This is a genomic window from Kitasatospora sp. NPDC057223 (assembly GCF_042669755.1).
Classification (GTDB): domain Bacteria; phylum Actinomycetota; class Actinomycetes; order Streptomycetales; family Streptomycetaceae; genus Kitasatospora.
This window is the reverse complement of the sequence record NZ_JBHUWW010000003.1, coordinates 1-12,275: the sequence shown is the minus strand read 5'-3', so window position 1 is coordinate 12,275 and position 12,275 is coordinate 1. Positions and strand designations below refer to the sequence as shown.

Here is a 12,275-nt window from a genome sequence, read left to right as displayed (position 1 = left end):
ACTGCGACCCCGGATCCCCTACCAGCACCGGTATCTGACATGGTGCCACCGATGCCGCCGCGCCGGAATCGAACGGGCTCCGCACCGGACCGTCCGGTCCGGCCCCGGCTGTGGACCGGGGCCGGACCGGGGCCGGACGGTGACTAGCCGAGCCGCTCGGCGACGTAGTCGATGCAGGCGGTCAGCGCCTCGACGTCGGCGGGGTCGACCGACGGGTAGCAGGCGACCCGGATCTGGTTGCGGCCGAGCTTGCGGTACGGCTCGGTGTCGACGATCCCGTTGGAGCGCAGGACCGCCGAGACGGCCGCCGCGTCGACGCTGTCGGCGAAGTCGACGGTGGCGACCACGGGGGAGCGCAGCGCCGGGTCGGCGACGAACGGCGCGGCCAGGGGGGACTTCTCGGCCCAGGTGTAGAGCCGGGAGGAGGAGTCCCGGGTGCGGGCCGCCGCCCAGGCCGAACCGCCCTGGGAGTTGAGCCACTCGACCTGGTCGGCCAGCAGGATCAGCGCGCTGAGCGAGGGCGTGTTGTAGGTCTGGTCCTTGGCGGAGTTCTCGATCGCCGAGGTCAGGGAGAGGAACGGCGGGATGTAGCGGCCCGAGGCGGCGATCGCCCCGGCGCGCTCGACGGCGGCGGGGGACAGGGCGGCGATCCACAGGCCGCCCTCCGAGCCGAGGTTCTTCTGCGGGGCGAAGTAGTAGGCGTCGCACTGGCCGACATCCACCGCGACACCGCCGGCGGCGGACGTGCCGTCGACCAGCGTCAGCGCGCCCTCGTCGGCGCCCTCCACCCGCCGGACGGGGGCGACGACGCCGGTCGACGTCTCGTTGTGCGTCAACGCGTAGACGTCCACGCCCGGTTCGGCGGCGGCCGGTACGAGCGTGCCGGGCTCGGCCCGCCGCACGGTGGGCGCGGCGAGCCACGGCGTGGTGGCGGAGGCGGCGAACTTCGCGGAGAACTCGCCGAACACCAGGTGCTGGGACCTGTTCCCGATCAGGCCGTAGGCCGCGACGTCCCAGAAGGCCGTCGCGCCGCCGTTGCCGAGCACGACCTGGTAGCCGTCCGGGAGGTCCAGGAGCTCCGCGAGGCCGGCCCGGACCCGCCCGACCACGGCCTTGACCGGGGCCTGGCGGTGCGAGGTGCCGAACACCGGGCCGGCGGCGGCCAGGGCCGCCAGCGACTCGGGGCGGACCTTGGAGGGCCCGGAGCCGAAACGCCCGTCGGCGGGCTTCAGCTCGGAGGGGATGATCAGGTCGCTCACGTCACAGGTCTTTCACGTCGGAGTGGATGGTGCGCCGCTGCCCGGCAACAGCGGCGGGTGGTGGCCGGTGTTAGCCGATCCGGGGCCGGGCCAGTGCGGCGGCGCGCTCCAGGGCGGCCTCGACGTCCTGGAACTCCGCCGCGCGCACGAGCACGCTGGCCAGCTCGCAGCTGCCGGCGTCGCCGGGCGGCAGCACGATCTGGTCACCGGTCCCGGCGCCGAAGACGAAGTGCTCCACCCCGCCGACCCGCAGGACGTCGTCCAGCCCGTCGAAGCCCTGGAACACGCCCTCGGTCGGGCTGAGGATGCTGCGCGCGCCGAAGTGCGCGCTGTGGCGGTGCTCCATGTCCGGCACCTCGCCGGCGGTCAGCCGCACCAGGTTGCCGTGGAACGGGATGCCGGTGCTGCCGGGAACGAGGTGGGAGGTGATGAACCCGCCGCCGGGGCGGGCGGCGATCTCCAGCAGCTTCGCGGTGCCGTCCGGCAGGACCCGGCACTCCAGGTGGAAGCCGCACCAGTCGAGCCCGATCGCGCGGGTGACCTCGACGGTCAGCGCGTGCACGGCGTCCACGGCCGCGCTCGGCAGCGCACTGGGGTGGATCTCCTGGTACTCGACGTAGTACGGGAAGGTCACCTGCTTGTCGGTGATGCCCGCGATGTAGGTCCGGCCGTCGTGGACGAAGCCCTCGACGCTGTGCTCGGTGCCGCCGAGGCGCTCCTCGTACACGAACTCGCCCGGGTAGTCGGCGAAGATCGAGGCGACGGACGGCAGGGTGAGTGCGGTGGCCTGCGCGTACAGGGCCGTCAGGTCGGTGTCCGGCTCGACCTGGAGGATGGAGCGGCTGCCGCTGCCGCCGGCCGGCTTGAGCACGGCGGGAGCGCCGATCTCGGCGCGGGCCGCGAGCAGCTGCTCCAGCGAGGTGACGTGCCGGAACTGCGGGATCAGGTCGGGGCGGCCGGCGAGGGCCTGCCGCATCGAGTGCTTGTTGCGGGCCCGGTGCGCGGCCTCGACGGGCACACCGCGCCACCCGCACTTCTCGGAGATCGCCGCCGCCAGCTCGACACCGCCGTCGGTCCAGGCCAGCGCGCCGCTCGCACCGGTGCGCCCGGCGAGCCGCAGGGCGGCCTCCAGGGCGTCGGCCCGGTTGGAGAGGTTGGCCTTCTCGAAGTCGTGGATGAGGTCGTCCTGGATGCCGGGGGCCTTGGAGCCCAGCAGCGCCACCCGGTACCCGGCGTCGCGGGCGGCCATCAGCGCCCGATTGGCCTCGTGGGGGCCGCGCCTGGTGCCGACGTAGATCACGGTGGGTTGGGTTGCCATGTGTGTCTCTCCTGCTGGGTGGGTGGCGGACCGGAGGTCAGGTGCCGGTCGACAGTGCGGTCTGGGGTGCGGGCGGCGGTGGGGCGGGCTCGGGCCGTGCGGCGGCTCCCAGGCTCATCCCGCCGGCGCCGGCCGCGAAGAGCAGGGCGAGGGCCGCCCAGCCGGCCGTCCCCAACGGGAACAGCACGCCGAGGACGAGGGCGGGCCCGAGCAGCCCGTGCGCGGTGACGCTGGTGGTGAACGCGCCGAGGTAGCGGGCGTACGCCTGCGGCGGCGCCATCGCGTCGGACAGGTACCACGAGGTCGCCGCGTGCAGGTTCTCGCCGACGGTGAGCAGCACCACCGCGGCGGCCACGCAGGTGATCCCGACGGCCACCGGACCGGTCCCGGCCACCGCGAACAGGCCGCAGGCCGCGACCAGCGTCACGACCGCCGCCCAGAGCAGCCGCAGCGCCTGCCTGCGGTCCACGTCCAGGGACGAGATCCAGAGCTGGACGACCACGGTCAGCGCCGTGTTGACCGCCAGGAGGACGGGCACGATGCCCGCCGGGATCGCCTGGTGGTGCACGACCCACACCGGCAGCAGCACGATCAGCACCGTGTCGTGCAGGCACATCAGCGCGTTGCCGACGGTCAGCGCCATGAACGCGGGACTGCGGAACGGGGACGGGACGCCGGCGGGCAGGCCGTCCGGGGCGGCGGCACCGGGGCCGGGGACGGCGGACGGGACGGTGGCGGGCGTGGTGGCCGGGGCGGCGGTGATGGTCAGCGCCCGCCGGGAGCACCAGGCGGTCACCAGGAACGTCACGCCGTTGACGACGAACAGCAGGCGGATCAGCGTCGTGCTGTGCGCGGCCACCACCGAGGCGGCGGCCAGGGTGCCGGCCGTGTAGCCGACGTTGCGCAGCGCCCGGATGGAGGCCATCGTCCGGTTGCGGTCCTCGGCCCCGACGACCTGCCGCACGGCCGCCTGGTTGAGCGGGGAGCAGGCCCGGTCGAGCACCGTGGCCAGGCAGGTGACCAGCAGGAACCCGGGGAATCCGCCGACCAGCGTGTACAGGCCGTAGGAGAGGCCGCGCAGCGCGAGCAGGGCCAGGTAGACCGGACGGATTCCGAACCGGTCGGCCAGCCGGCCGCTCGGGGCGCCGCTCAGCAGGCCGAGGCAGCCCGCCACGGCCAGCGCCAGCGCGACCGCGGAGGGCGTGATGCCCACCGTGCCGACGAAGTACAGCGTCGAGGTCGCCAGGAACAGGCCGGACCCGAACGCGTCGACGAACGAGCCTGCGGCGAGGGTGCGTCCGGCCCGGCCGGCGGGCAGCAGGCCCGCCAGCCGGGCGGCGATCGGGGAGCTCACGCCTGCTCGACCCGGACGGCGGCGCGGAACCAGTCCGCGAGGTCGCGCAGGCGCTGCTCGACCTCGGCGGCGCCGTCCCCGGAGACGACCACGCGCCCGGCCCGGGAGTTGGAGTCCTTGCGGACGTCCGCCATCACGCCGCCGACCTCGGCCTTCATCTCGACCACCTCGACGCCGGGCCGCGAGCGGATCTCGTCCGGCCCGGGCATGGCGGTGACGCGTCCGGCGACGGCGGGCAGGTGCAGCCACCCGAAGGTCCGCCTGTCGCGCAGGCCCGAGCCGGCCGCCGAGGGCAGCCCGAGGACGGCGCGGGCCCACTCGTCGTGGAGGTCCACACCGAACTTCAGGCCGACCACCGTGTCGACCCGGCCGCCGCCGACCCGCCCGGCGCACTCGCCGAACACCAGCAGCTCGTCCTGCTCGAACAGCTCCAGGTGGAACACCCCGTCGGGGTGCCCCAGGGCGTTCAGCGAACGGGCCGTCACGTCGGAGACGGCCGCGTACAGGCCCGGGTGCTCCTCGGGATCGAGCAGCGTCGAGCCGACCAGGCCGCCGTCGCGGAACGCCATCACGTTGTTCAGGTAGCGCGAGACGCTGACCAGTTCGAGGCGGCCGGCCCGGACGGCGCCGTCGACGTGGAGCTCCCCGCCGGGCACGAAGCTCTCGACCAGCCACGGCCCCTGGTCCTCCGCCCCGCCCCGGGCGGCGATCTCCTCGGCCTGCTCGGTGGTGGCCACCAGGACCGTCCGCCGGACACCGGCCTCGTCGAACGGCTTCACCACGTAGGGGGGTTCGAAGGGCACGCCGGCGAGGTCGGCGAGCCGGTCCACCTGGTGCGCGTCGGCGACCGGGATCCCGGCGGCGCGGATCAGCAGCTTCTGCACGAACTTGTCGCGCAGGGCCAGCGCCCGGGAGACCGGCCAGGACCGGCAGCCGAGGGCCTCACCGGCCACCGACGCGGTGACCAGCGGGAATTCGTCGGCCGAGCAGACGATGCTGTCCTCGGTGAGCGGCACGCGCTCGCGCACCAGCGCGGCGACCACCTCGCCGGCGTCGGCGAGGGAGGCCGTCATCACGACCCGGTCGGCGACACCCGACTTCTCGGCGGCGGCCGCGTCGGCGGGCTCGCACACGCAGACGACCTCGGCGCCGTATCGGCCGAGGGCCTCCAGGACTTCGGTGGGCTTCCAGCCCAGGACCACCACCGGCTGCCGTTCGGGCTGGCGGGGGCCGGTCGGCGTGGTTGCTGTCATCTCAACGGCTCCATGAAGTGGCGTCGGAACGTTCGGCGGGCACCTGTGCGGCGCTCGTGGCGCGTGTGGCGCTCACGGCGCGTGCGGTGCTCACGGCGCCGGGGCGAGCTGGACCGCCTGCCCGAACCAGCGGGCCAGCGCCCGCAGGTCCTCGGCGACGCTCACGTCGTCCCGGCCGCGGACCAGCACCCGCGCCGCCCGCAGGTGCGAACTGGCCGTCAGGTCGCCGACCACGTCGCCGACGCTGATGTCGAGCTCCGCGTGCAGCACACCGGGGCGGGCCGCCACCTCCTCGCGGGTGGGCATCGCCACCACCCGCCCGGGCGGGGTGGTCAGGTGGATGTAGCCGACGCTGTCGCCCGGATCCGGGATCTCCCCGGCCGCGTCGGAGGGCAGGCCGAGCACCGCGCGCGCCCACTCGTCGTAGATGTCCGTCGCGAAGCGGTGGCGCAGCATCTCGTCGGTGAGCGCGCCGCCCACCCGGCCGCCGCACTCGCTGAACACGATCCGGCCGGGCCCGGCGAACACCTCCATGTGGAAGACGCCGTCGGTGAATCCGATCGCCTCCAGGGCGGTCGAGGCGTGCTCGCGCAGGCTGCGGTACAGCTCCGGGTGGGCGCCGGGCGCCAGCGCGGCCGAGCCGGCCAGGCCGCCGTCGTGGATCCGGATCAGGTTGTCCAGGTAGCGGCCCACGGACATCCGCAGCAGCCGGCCGCCCCGGACCACGCCGTCCACCTGGAGCTCCTCGCCGTGGACGAACTCCTCGACGAGCCACGGCCCGGACGAGCCCTGCTCGCCGAGCCGGGCGGCGAGTCCGGCGGCCTGCGCTGCGTCCTCGACCCGGTAGGTGTCGGCGCTGCCGGCCCCGCTGAGCGGCTTCACCACCACCGGCCCCTGGTCGGCGGCGGTGAGCAGGTCGGCCGTGCGGGCCACCACCGTGCACGCGGCGACCGGCAGGCCGGCGGCCCGCACGGCCGCCTTCTGTATCGCCTTGTCGCGCAGCGCCAGCGCGGCCCGCAGCGGGATCGCCGAGTTCCCGCCGGGCGTGCCGAGCAGAGCCGCCGTCAGGACGGTCAACTCCTGCGGGCTGCAGACCACGTCGAAGTCGGCGGCGGACTCCTGCTGCCGGGCCAGTACCGCCGCGACCTCCTCGGCGCGGCCGGTGTCGGCGACCACCAGCGTCCGTCCCGTCCCGAGCCGGCGGCACTTCACCGCCTCGTCCGGGGTGACCACGCTGGTGACTTCGGCGCCGTGGCGGGTGAGGGCCTCGATGGCCTTGGCCTTCCAGCCGACGATCAGCACCTTGCGGCCGGCTGCTGCTACGTCCGGGCCCATGTCCTCGGCACCAACTCTCATCTGCGGGTTGTCCTGCTGTCCTGGGGTATCGGCGGATCATACGGGGTGCGTCGGCCCCGCCCGGGGTCAGGCCTCGACGGGCGGCTGGTAGCGGGCCTGGTACCAGCGGTTGTTGAAGTCCGCGACGACCAGGCTCGTACCGGCGGCCTCCAGGGCGGAGGCGTGGGCCTGGTAGAGCCCCTGCAGGACCCGGGAGATCGCGATGGCGGCCCGGAGCTCGGGGAGCCCGTACGGATCGCCGTCCGAACGCATCAGACGGAAGTCGTGGATACCCGGGCGGGCGGTGCCGCCGAGGACCAGCGGCAGCGGTACGCGGATCGCGTGCCGTACGCCGTTGGCGATGTGCCCCTGGTGGTGGTGGGAGGTCCACTCGGTGATGTCGGGCATCGACGGCGGGTAGAACCAGTCGCGGTCCTGGAACAGCTCCGGCGGCCCGGCGACCGGCGGCATGAAGTGCCAGCCGTTCCAGCGCATCCGGGCGGCGATGGCCCGCACCACCTGGACGAGGCTGTCCGGCGCGGCGGCGAAGCGGTCGACGAAATCGGTCGTGGGGACGACGCAGCAGTAGTAGTCGCTGGTCTTCCAGTCACCCGGCGCCGGGTCCCCCTCGGCGAGCAGCCGCCCGAGCAGGCCGATGTCCTTGGGACCGCGCGACATGCCGACGTGCGAGCCGGTGGCCGAGGTGGCGACGGCGACGATCCGGTGCAGCAACTCCTCGAAGCGGGAGGAGAACCCGGCGTCCGACGGCTCGTGCAGGCCCGGGACGCACGGCGCCCAGGCCGCCGCCAGGGCAGCCGGATCGCGCAGGTCACCGAGCTGCGCCGGGGTGAGGTACGGCTGCAGCAGCGCCAGGACGGAGTCGGGGAGGTCGGAGCCGTCGACCGGCTCATCGAGGACCCGCTCCTCCTTGTTGATGGTCATGCCCTGGACGACGCGGTAGACGGCCGCCCCGCCGGCCATCGCGGCCACCCGCCCTTCGGCGGACAGTTCGGCCAGCTTCCGGAGGCGTTCCACGACGGGGAGCGTCTCCACGTCCGGCGGCACCGGCCGGCCGTATGCCGCCAGGCGGCCGCGGACGAACGGCTCCAGCCGCTCCGCGGAGAGCTGGGTGCCGCTGAACTCCTCGGTGCGCGAGGGGGTGCCGGACGCGATGAGCACGCTCATCAGCACCAGGAACGCGCAGTCCTCCGCCGCCCACTCCCAGACGGGGACGGGCTCCAGCGCGGTGAGCAGGCAGCGCGGTGAGTCGACCGCGACGGACTTGCCGACCAGGTTCGCGCCCTTGCCGAGGTTCGTGTAGGAGCGGTCCCCGATGTGGACCAGCATCGGGCCGACGTGCTGGAGCGTGTTCCGCAGCCGCCGCAGGAGGACGAGCGCCCGGTCGCCGTCCTCGGCCACCAGCCACTTCTTGATCTGTTCGCGGCTCGTCGCGCCCGCCGCACGCAGGTGTGCGAACTGCTCGTCCAGGTCGGCGGGCCGGCGCCCGTGCCACTCCAGCTCTCCGACGAACGCCGCCTCCGGCGAGGCTTCCCGGCCCGCCACCACGATGCTCAGACGGCCCGTCGGGGCGATCAGCAGACGGTCGCTGCGGACGGACTGCGACACGGTGCAGTGCACCGTGGCCCCGGCGGCCTCGGCCGCCTCCAGGACGAGCGCCTCCTCCGGGGTCAGCGCCGCGAACCCCAGCTCCGCCGGCAGCCGCCCGCCGAGCGTGGCCACGTGACGCGCGGCATCGGCGGCGCGCACCAGGGAGTCGGCTTCCTCCGCGCATCTGGAAATGAGATCGGAGAAACGCTCCGTACGAAGTATTGCCACTGTCGTTCCCCCATGGCGGTGCCGCCGGAGCATGGGCCGGCGTCGAAAAGAGTCTTGGAACCGGCATGCGGCGCTGGATGCCAGAAGAAATGCATCGGGGTCTCACGTCCAGCAGACGGAACGTCAACTGAGTGGAACATCCGAGCGAACAGGAGGTTACCAGTGGATTAACAAACTTGGCAACGGCCTTCTGCGGCAAGGAATATCAAGACAAGTACCCAAATTCCCCGTTCCCTCTGGAGTGCCCCATTTATCCTCGGCGCATCCGCAGGCCCGGGTGCGGGTGGCGGTGTCGCTCCCCGGCGTCGAACGGCGCAGACGAACGGCCCGGACCAGTCCTGATGCACTCGCCCGAGCGGGATCCTGCCCCGACGGCAGGGCGAGGAGGGGAGAACCCCCGATGCCGAGAGGCCGGGTTCACGGCACCGTCCCGAGAGTTGCGGGAGGGCCGGCTCCACTGGTACGGCCGTCGGACGGCGTCCGGTTCTGATCAGGATCGGTTCGTGGGAGGGCGAATGCCCGAATTGGCCCGGCACATGGAATTCGTCGAATTCGGCCGCGGCCGTCCTTTCGCGATGAAAGCGGGATCTCCCGCCGTGACGTCAACTGGCCTACCGGAGAAGCATGTTGACATGTTGTCATCAATTATGTTCGGACCGGCTCCGGGGCCACGGCGGGCGAGCTCGCCGCCCTGGAGCAGCAGCTGGGCTTCGTCCTCCACCCGGAGCGCGGAATGCCGCTGGAGCGGCGCAACGGTGCCGTCGAGCCCGAGTGGAACCACGGGGCGGGGCAGGAGGGCTTCCCGGCCGGCGGAATCCTGCCGCTGTGCCACCGGCTCGCCGTGACCACCGAGATCGCGGCGGGGCACCGGGTCCTCGTCGGCATCGGCCGGGAGAACACCGAGGCCGAGCTGTGGGACGAGGAGGACCTCGTAGGCCGCCTGCATCAGTGTGTGCCGCTCGCGCTGCCCGCCGACGGGGGTGTGTTCGTCGACCACCGGCCCGGCGCCACCTACGGGCACGTGTACGAGGCGGGCACCGGTCCGGCGCCACCTACGGGTACCTGTACGAGCCGGGTACCGGCTCGGGCGACCTGGACGGGACCTTCCGGGGGGCGAGCCCGGCCGGATTCGTGGACGTGGTGACACGGGCCCCGGAGACCGGCACCCGTTCAGGTACTACTGGCCCGGCATCTTCGAGCACTCGTCCGGCCGGAGCAGCGTCGAGTGGGAGATCCGTCCGTGGGCCGTGTCGGCGGCCCGGCCGGGCCTGCGCGCGGGTGCACCGGGGCGGCTGCCCTCCCGCCCCGGTCGGCGCGGCCGTGCCCGGCCGGCTCCGGGAGGGCGGGCTCACTTCGGGCCGGCTGCGGCCGCGCTGCGGCGGCGGTGGTCGAAGACCAGGGCGACCAGGCCCAGGCCGACGGCGCCGCCGAGCAGCTGGGCACCGACGAAGCCGGGGACGGAGCCGGGGGCGATACCGGCGAAGGTGTCGGTGAAGGCGCGGCCCACCGTGACGGCCGGGTTGGCGAAGGAGGTGGAGGAGGTGAACCAGTAGGCGGCGCCGATGTAGCAGGCGACCGCGGGTGCGGCGAGGCGGAGGGCGCCGGTCCTGGCCAGACCGAAGATCAGCAGGACCAGGCCCGCGGTGGCGACGACCTCGCCCATCAGCAGGTGCCCGGCCGAGCGGTCGTGGGCGGACCATCGCACCAGCGGCTCGCCGAACATCGCATCGGCGAGGACGGCCCCGCCGATCGCCCCGGCGGTCTGCGCGGCGATGTAGGCGGCGACCTCGTGCGGGCCGGGGCCCGTGCGGTCCGCGCGGCCCGTCCACCAGGCGGCGAGCGTCACGACCGGGTTGAAGTGGGCGCCCGAGACCGGCCCCAGCAGGAGGATGAGTACGCCGAGGCCGAAGACGGTGGCCAGCGAGTTGGCCAGCAGTTGCAGGCCGGTGTCCTGGCTCAGCCCGGTGGCCTGGATGCCGGAGCCGACGACGACGGCGACCAGTGCGGCGGTGCCGACCAGTTCGGCGGCCACCCGGTTCGGCAGCGGGGCGGCCGGGGGTTCAGCCGGACGTTCGGCCGGGTGTCCGGCCGCGGTGGGCTCCGACCCGGCCAGTCGCTCGGGTCCGGCCTCGGCGGTGGTGCTCACGGGTTGCTCCTCGGGCGGGGCGGGTGGACGGGGCCGGGTGGGGCCGGCCGCCGGGTGTCGGGCTGGGAAGGGCGGGTCAGCAGGACCGCTTGCGGCCCGCCGCGGCGGCTTCGCGGGCGGTGGCGGCCAGTGACGCGAAGTCCGATGCCAGGGCCTCCACCGCCTCGGCGCGGAGCGAGTAGTAGGTGAAGCGCCCGCAGGGCTCGGTGTCGACCAGGCCGGCGTCCCGGAGAGCCTTGAGGTGGTTGGACAGGTTGGTCTGCCGGGCGCCGGTCTCCGCCACCAGATGGGTCGTGCACAGCGCCTCCCGGGCGAGGAGCCGTACGATCTGCAGCCGGAGCGGGTCGGCCAGAATCTTCAATACATCACTGTCGACTGACGTCACCATGGGCTGATACGTTACCCGGCGTCGGGCCCACTTGGCGAGCCCGAGCCCTCCCGAGCCCTCCCGAGCCCTTCCCCGGCCGCCCGGCGGGGCACCGGGCCGCGCAACCGAAGGAATGAGAACGATGCCCGCTCCCGTCGCCTCCGTGCTGTTCGTCTGCATCCACAACGCCGGGCGTTCGCAGATGGCCGCCGGCTTCCTGCGCCACCTCGCCGGCGACCGGGTCGAGGTCCGCTCGGCCGGCTCCGTCCCGGGTGAGCGGGTCAATCCGGCCGCGGTCGCGGCGATGGCGGAGCTGGGCGTCGACATCTCCCACCAGGCGCCGAAGATCCTCACCGCCGAGGCCGTCCAGGCGTCCGACTACGTGATCACCATGGGCTGCGGCGACGCCTGCCCGTACTACCCCGGCAAGACGTACCTCGACTGGAAGCTGGACGACCCGGCCGGCCAGGGCGTCGAGGCCGTCCGGCCGATCCGGGACGAGATCAAGGGTCTGATCGAGGGCCTGATCGCCGAGATCGACGCCGCCCGGGAGGGCTGATCCCGGAAGCGGCACACGGTACGCAGTATCCTCTGTCGGGTGTACCGAGTGCCGCTTCCTGGTCGGAAAATGCTAGGTTCACGACATGACCGACCCGCAGCCCGCCGACCGGGCGTCCGCCCCCGCCGCCGCGAAGCCCGCCATGCGCGACTCCCTCGTCGCGGCGGCGATCCGGCTGTTCCTGGAGCGGGGCTACGAGCAGACGACGATCGACGACATCGTGGCGCTGGCCGGCGTCGGCCGGCGGTCGTTCTTCCGCTACTTCCCCTCCAAGGAGGACGTGGTCTTCCCCGACCACGAGCAGTGCCTGGAGGACATGACGGCCTTCCTGCAGGCCAGCGAGGACGAGGACGACCCCGTCCTGCGGGTCTGCGACGCCGCCCGCCTGGTCCTGCGGATGTACGCCGAGAACCCCACCTTCTCGGTGCAGCGCTACCGCCTGACCAAGAAGGTCCCCGGCCTGCGCACCTACGAGCTGTCCGTGGTCCGCAGCTACGAGCGCACCCTCGCCGACTACCTGCGGGGCCGGTTCGCCGACCGGCACGACGGCGCCCTGCGGGCCAACGTGGTCGCCGCGGCCGTGGTCGCCGCGCACAACCACGCCCTGCGCACCTGGCTGCGCGCCGACGGGGAGGGTGACGCGACGGCCGAGATGGACCGCGCGCTCGACTACGTCGCGGCCACCTGGACACCGACGCCGTCCGCCGCCGGCGCCGCGGCCGAGGAGGACGACGTGGTCATCGTCATCACCCGGCGCCGGACACCGATGTGGCGGGTCGTCCGGGACGTCGAGGCCGGACTCGGCCGGGACTGAACGCGCACGCAAGGGGGGCCGGTCGGCAGCAGCC

Annotated in this window: 11 protein-coding genes; 3 read left to right on the top strand and 8 right to left on the bottom strand. The window is 73.6% G+C overall.

Translation table 11 applies throughout. The annotated features are described in order from the left end of the window. Positions 1-143: 143 nt before the first annotated feature. The 6 genes from serC to ACFUK0_RS02185 form a co-directional block, all read right to left on the bottom strand. The gene (gene serC / locus ACFUK0_RS02210) at positions 144-1,259 is read right to left on the bottom strand and encodes a phosphoserine transaminase (RefSeq protein ID WP_380246095.1); all 1,116 of its coding nucleotides are present in this window, start codon (positions 1,257-1,259) and stop codon (positions 144-146) included. Positions 1,260-1,329: 70 nt separating this feature from the next. Beyond that, positions 1,330-2,577 carry an acetyl-CoA carboxylase biotin carboxylase subunit family protein gene (locus tag ACFUK0_RS02205; RefSeq protein WP_380246094.1) on the bottom strand — a complete coding sequence of 416 codons (1,248 nt, stop codon included), beginning with the start codon at positions 2,575-2,577 and terminating at the stop codon, positions 1,330-1,332. Between the two features lie 37 nt (positions 2,578-2,614). Beyond that, positions 2,615-3,931, bottom strand: a complete 1,317-nt coding sequence (locus tag ACFUK0_RS02200; RefSeq protein WP_380246093.1) for an MFS transporter — start codon at positions 3,929-3,931, stop codon at positions 2,615-2,617. Further along, positions 3,928-5,184, bottom strand: coding sequence for a hypothetical protein (locus ACFUK0_RS02195; RefSeq protein WP_380246092.1), 1,257 nt, complete (start codon positions 5,182-5,184; stop codon positions 3,928-3,930). Before ACFUK0_RS02195 ends, ACFUK0_RS02200 begins: the two co-directional genes overlap by 4 nt. A 90-nt stretch (positions 5,185-5,274) precedes the next feature. Continuing rightward, a complete protein-coding gene (locus ACFUK0_RS02190) occupies positions 5,275-6,540 on the bottom strand; it encodes a hypothetical protein (RefSeq protein WP_380246091.1) in 1,266 nt (421 codons plus the stop codon). A 66-nt stretch (positions 6,541-6,606) separates the two neighbouring features. Then, on the bottom strand, positions 6,607-8,286 hold the full coding sequence (locus tag ACFUK0_RS02185; RefSeq protein WP_380246090.1) for a hypothetical protein: 1,680 nt from the start codon (positions 8,284-8,286) through the stop codon (positions 6,607-6,609). An 802-nt stretch (positions 8,287-9,088) separates the two neighbouring features. On the opposite strand from ACFUK0_RS02185, the gene ACFUK0_RS02180 reads away from it, so the two are divergent. Next, positions 9,089-9,499, top strand: coding sequence for a hypothetical protein (locus ACFUK0_RS02180; protein ID WP_380246089.1), 411 nt, complete (start codon positions 9,089-9,091; stop codon positions 9,497-9,499). Positions 9,500-9,703: 204 nt separating this feature from the next. On the opposite strand, the gene ACFUK0_RS02175 is transcribed toward ACFUK0_RS02180, so the two are convergent. Both ACFUK0_RS02175 and ACFUK0_RS02170 read right to left on the bottom strand, forming a co-directional pair. Further along, a complete protein-coding gene (locus ACFUK0_RS02175; RefSeq protein WP_380246088.1) occupies positions 9,704-10,501 on the bottom strand; it encodes an aquaporin in 798 nt (265 codons plus the stop codon). A gap of 76 nt (positions 10,502-10,577) precedes the next feature. Next, positions 10,578-10,889, bottom strand: a complete 312-nt coding sequence (locus tag ACFUK0_RS02170) for an ArsR/SmtB family transcription factor (RefSeq protein WP_380246087.1) — start codon at positions 10,887-10,889, stop codon at positions 10,578-10,580. A gap of 121 nt (positions 10,890-11,010) precedes the next feature. Between ACFUK0_RS02170 and ACFUK0_RS02165 the strand changes: the two genes are divergently transcribed. Together ACFUK0_RS02165 and ACFUK0_RS02160 are read left to right on the top strand one after the other, a co-directional pair. After that, on the top strand, positions 11,011-11,427 hold the full coding sequence (locus tag ACFUK0_RS02165) for an arsenate reductase ArsC (protein ID WP_380246086.1): 417 nt from the start codon (positions 11,011-11,013) through the stop codon (positions 11,425-11,427). A gap of 142 nt (positions 11,428-11,569) precedes the next feature. Continuing rightward, complete coding sequence (locus ACFUK0_RS02160; protein WP_380246178.1) at positions 11,570-12,241, top strand: TetR family transcriptional regulator; 672 nt, start codon at positions 11,570-11,572, stop codon at positions 12,239-12,241. Positions 12,242-12,275: the final 34 nt, after the last annotated feature.

Bases quoted from the DNA above. Each gene is read 5' to 3' on its own strand.
- ACFUK0_RS02165 (WP_380246086.1), top strand. From the start codon at position 11,011: ATGCCCGCTCCCGTCGCCTCCGTGCTGTTCGTCTGCATCCACAACGCC.
- ACFUK0_RS02180 (WP_380246089.1), top strand. From the start codon at position 9,089: ATGCCGCTGGAGCGGCGCAACGGTGCCGTCGAGCCCGAGTGGAACCAC.
- ACFUK0_RS02160 (WP_380246178.1), top strand. From the start codon at position 11,570: ATGCGCGACTCCCTCGTCGCGGCGGCGATCCGGCTGTTCCTGGAGCGG.
- ACFUK0_RS02195 (WP_380246092.1), bottom strand. From the start codon at position 5,184: ATGACAGCAACCACGCCGACCGGCCCCCGCCAGCCCGAACGGCAGCCG.
- ACFUK0_RS02205 (WP_380246094.1), bottom strand. From the start codon at position 2,577: ATGGCAACCCAACCCACCGTGATCTACGTCGGCACCAGGCGCGGCCCC.
- ACFUK0_RS02190 (WP_380246091.1), bottom strand. From the start codon at position 6,540: ATGAGAGTTGGTGCCGAGGACATGGGCCCGGACGTAGCAGCAGCCGGC.
- ACFUK0_RS02170 (WP_380246087.1), bottom strand. From the start codon at position 10,889: ATGGTGACGTCAGTCGACAGTGATGTATTGAAGATTCTGGCCGACCCG.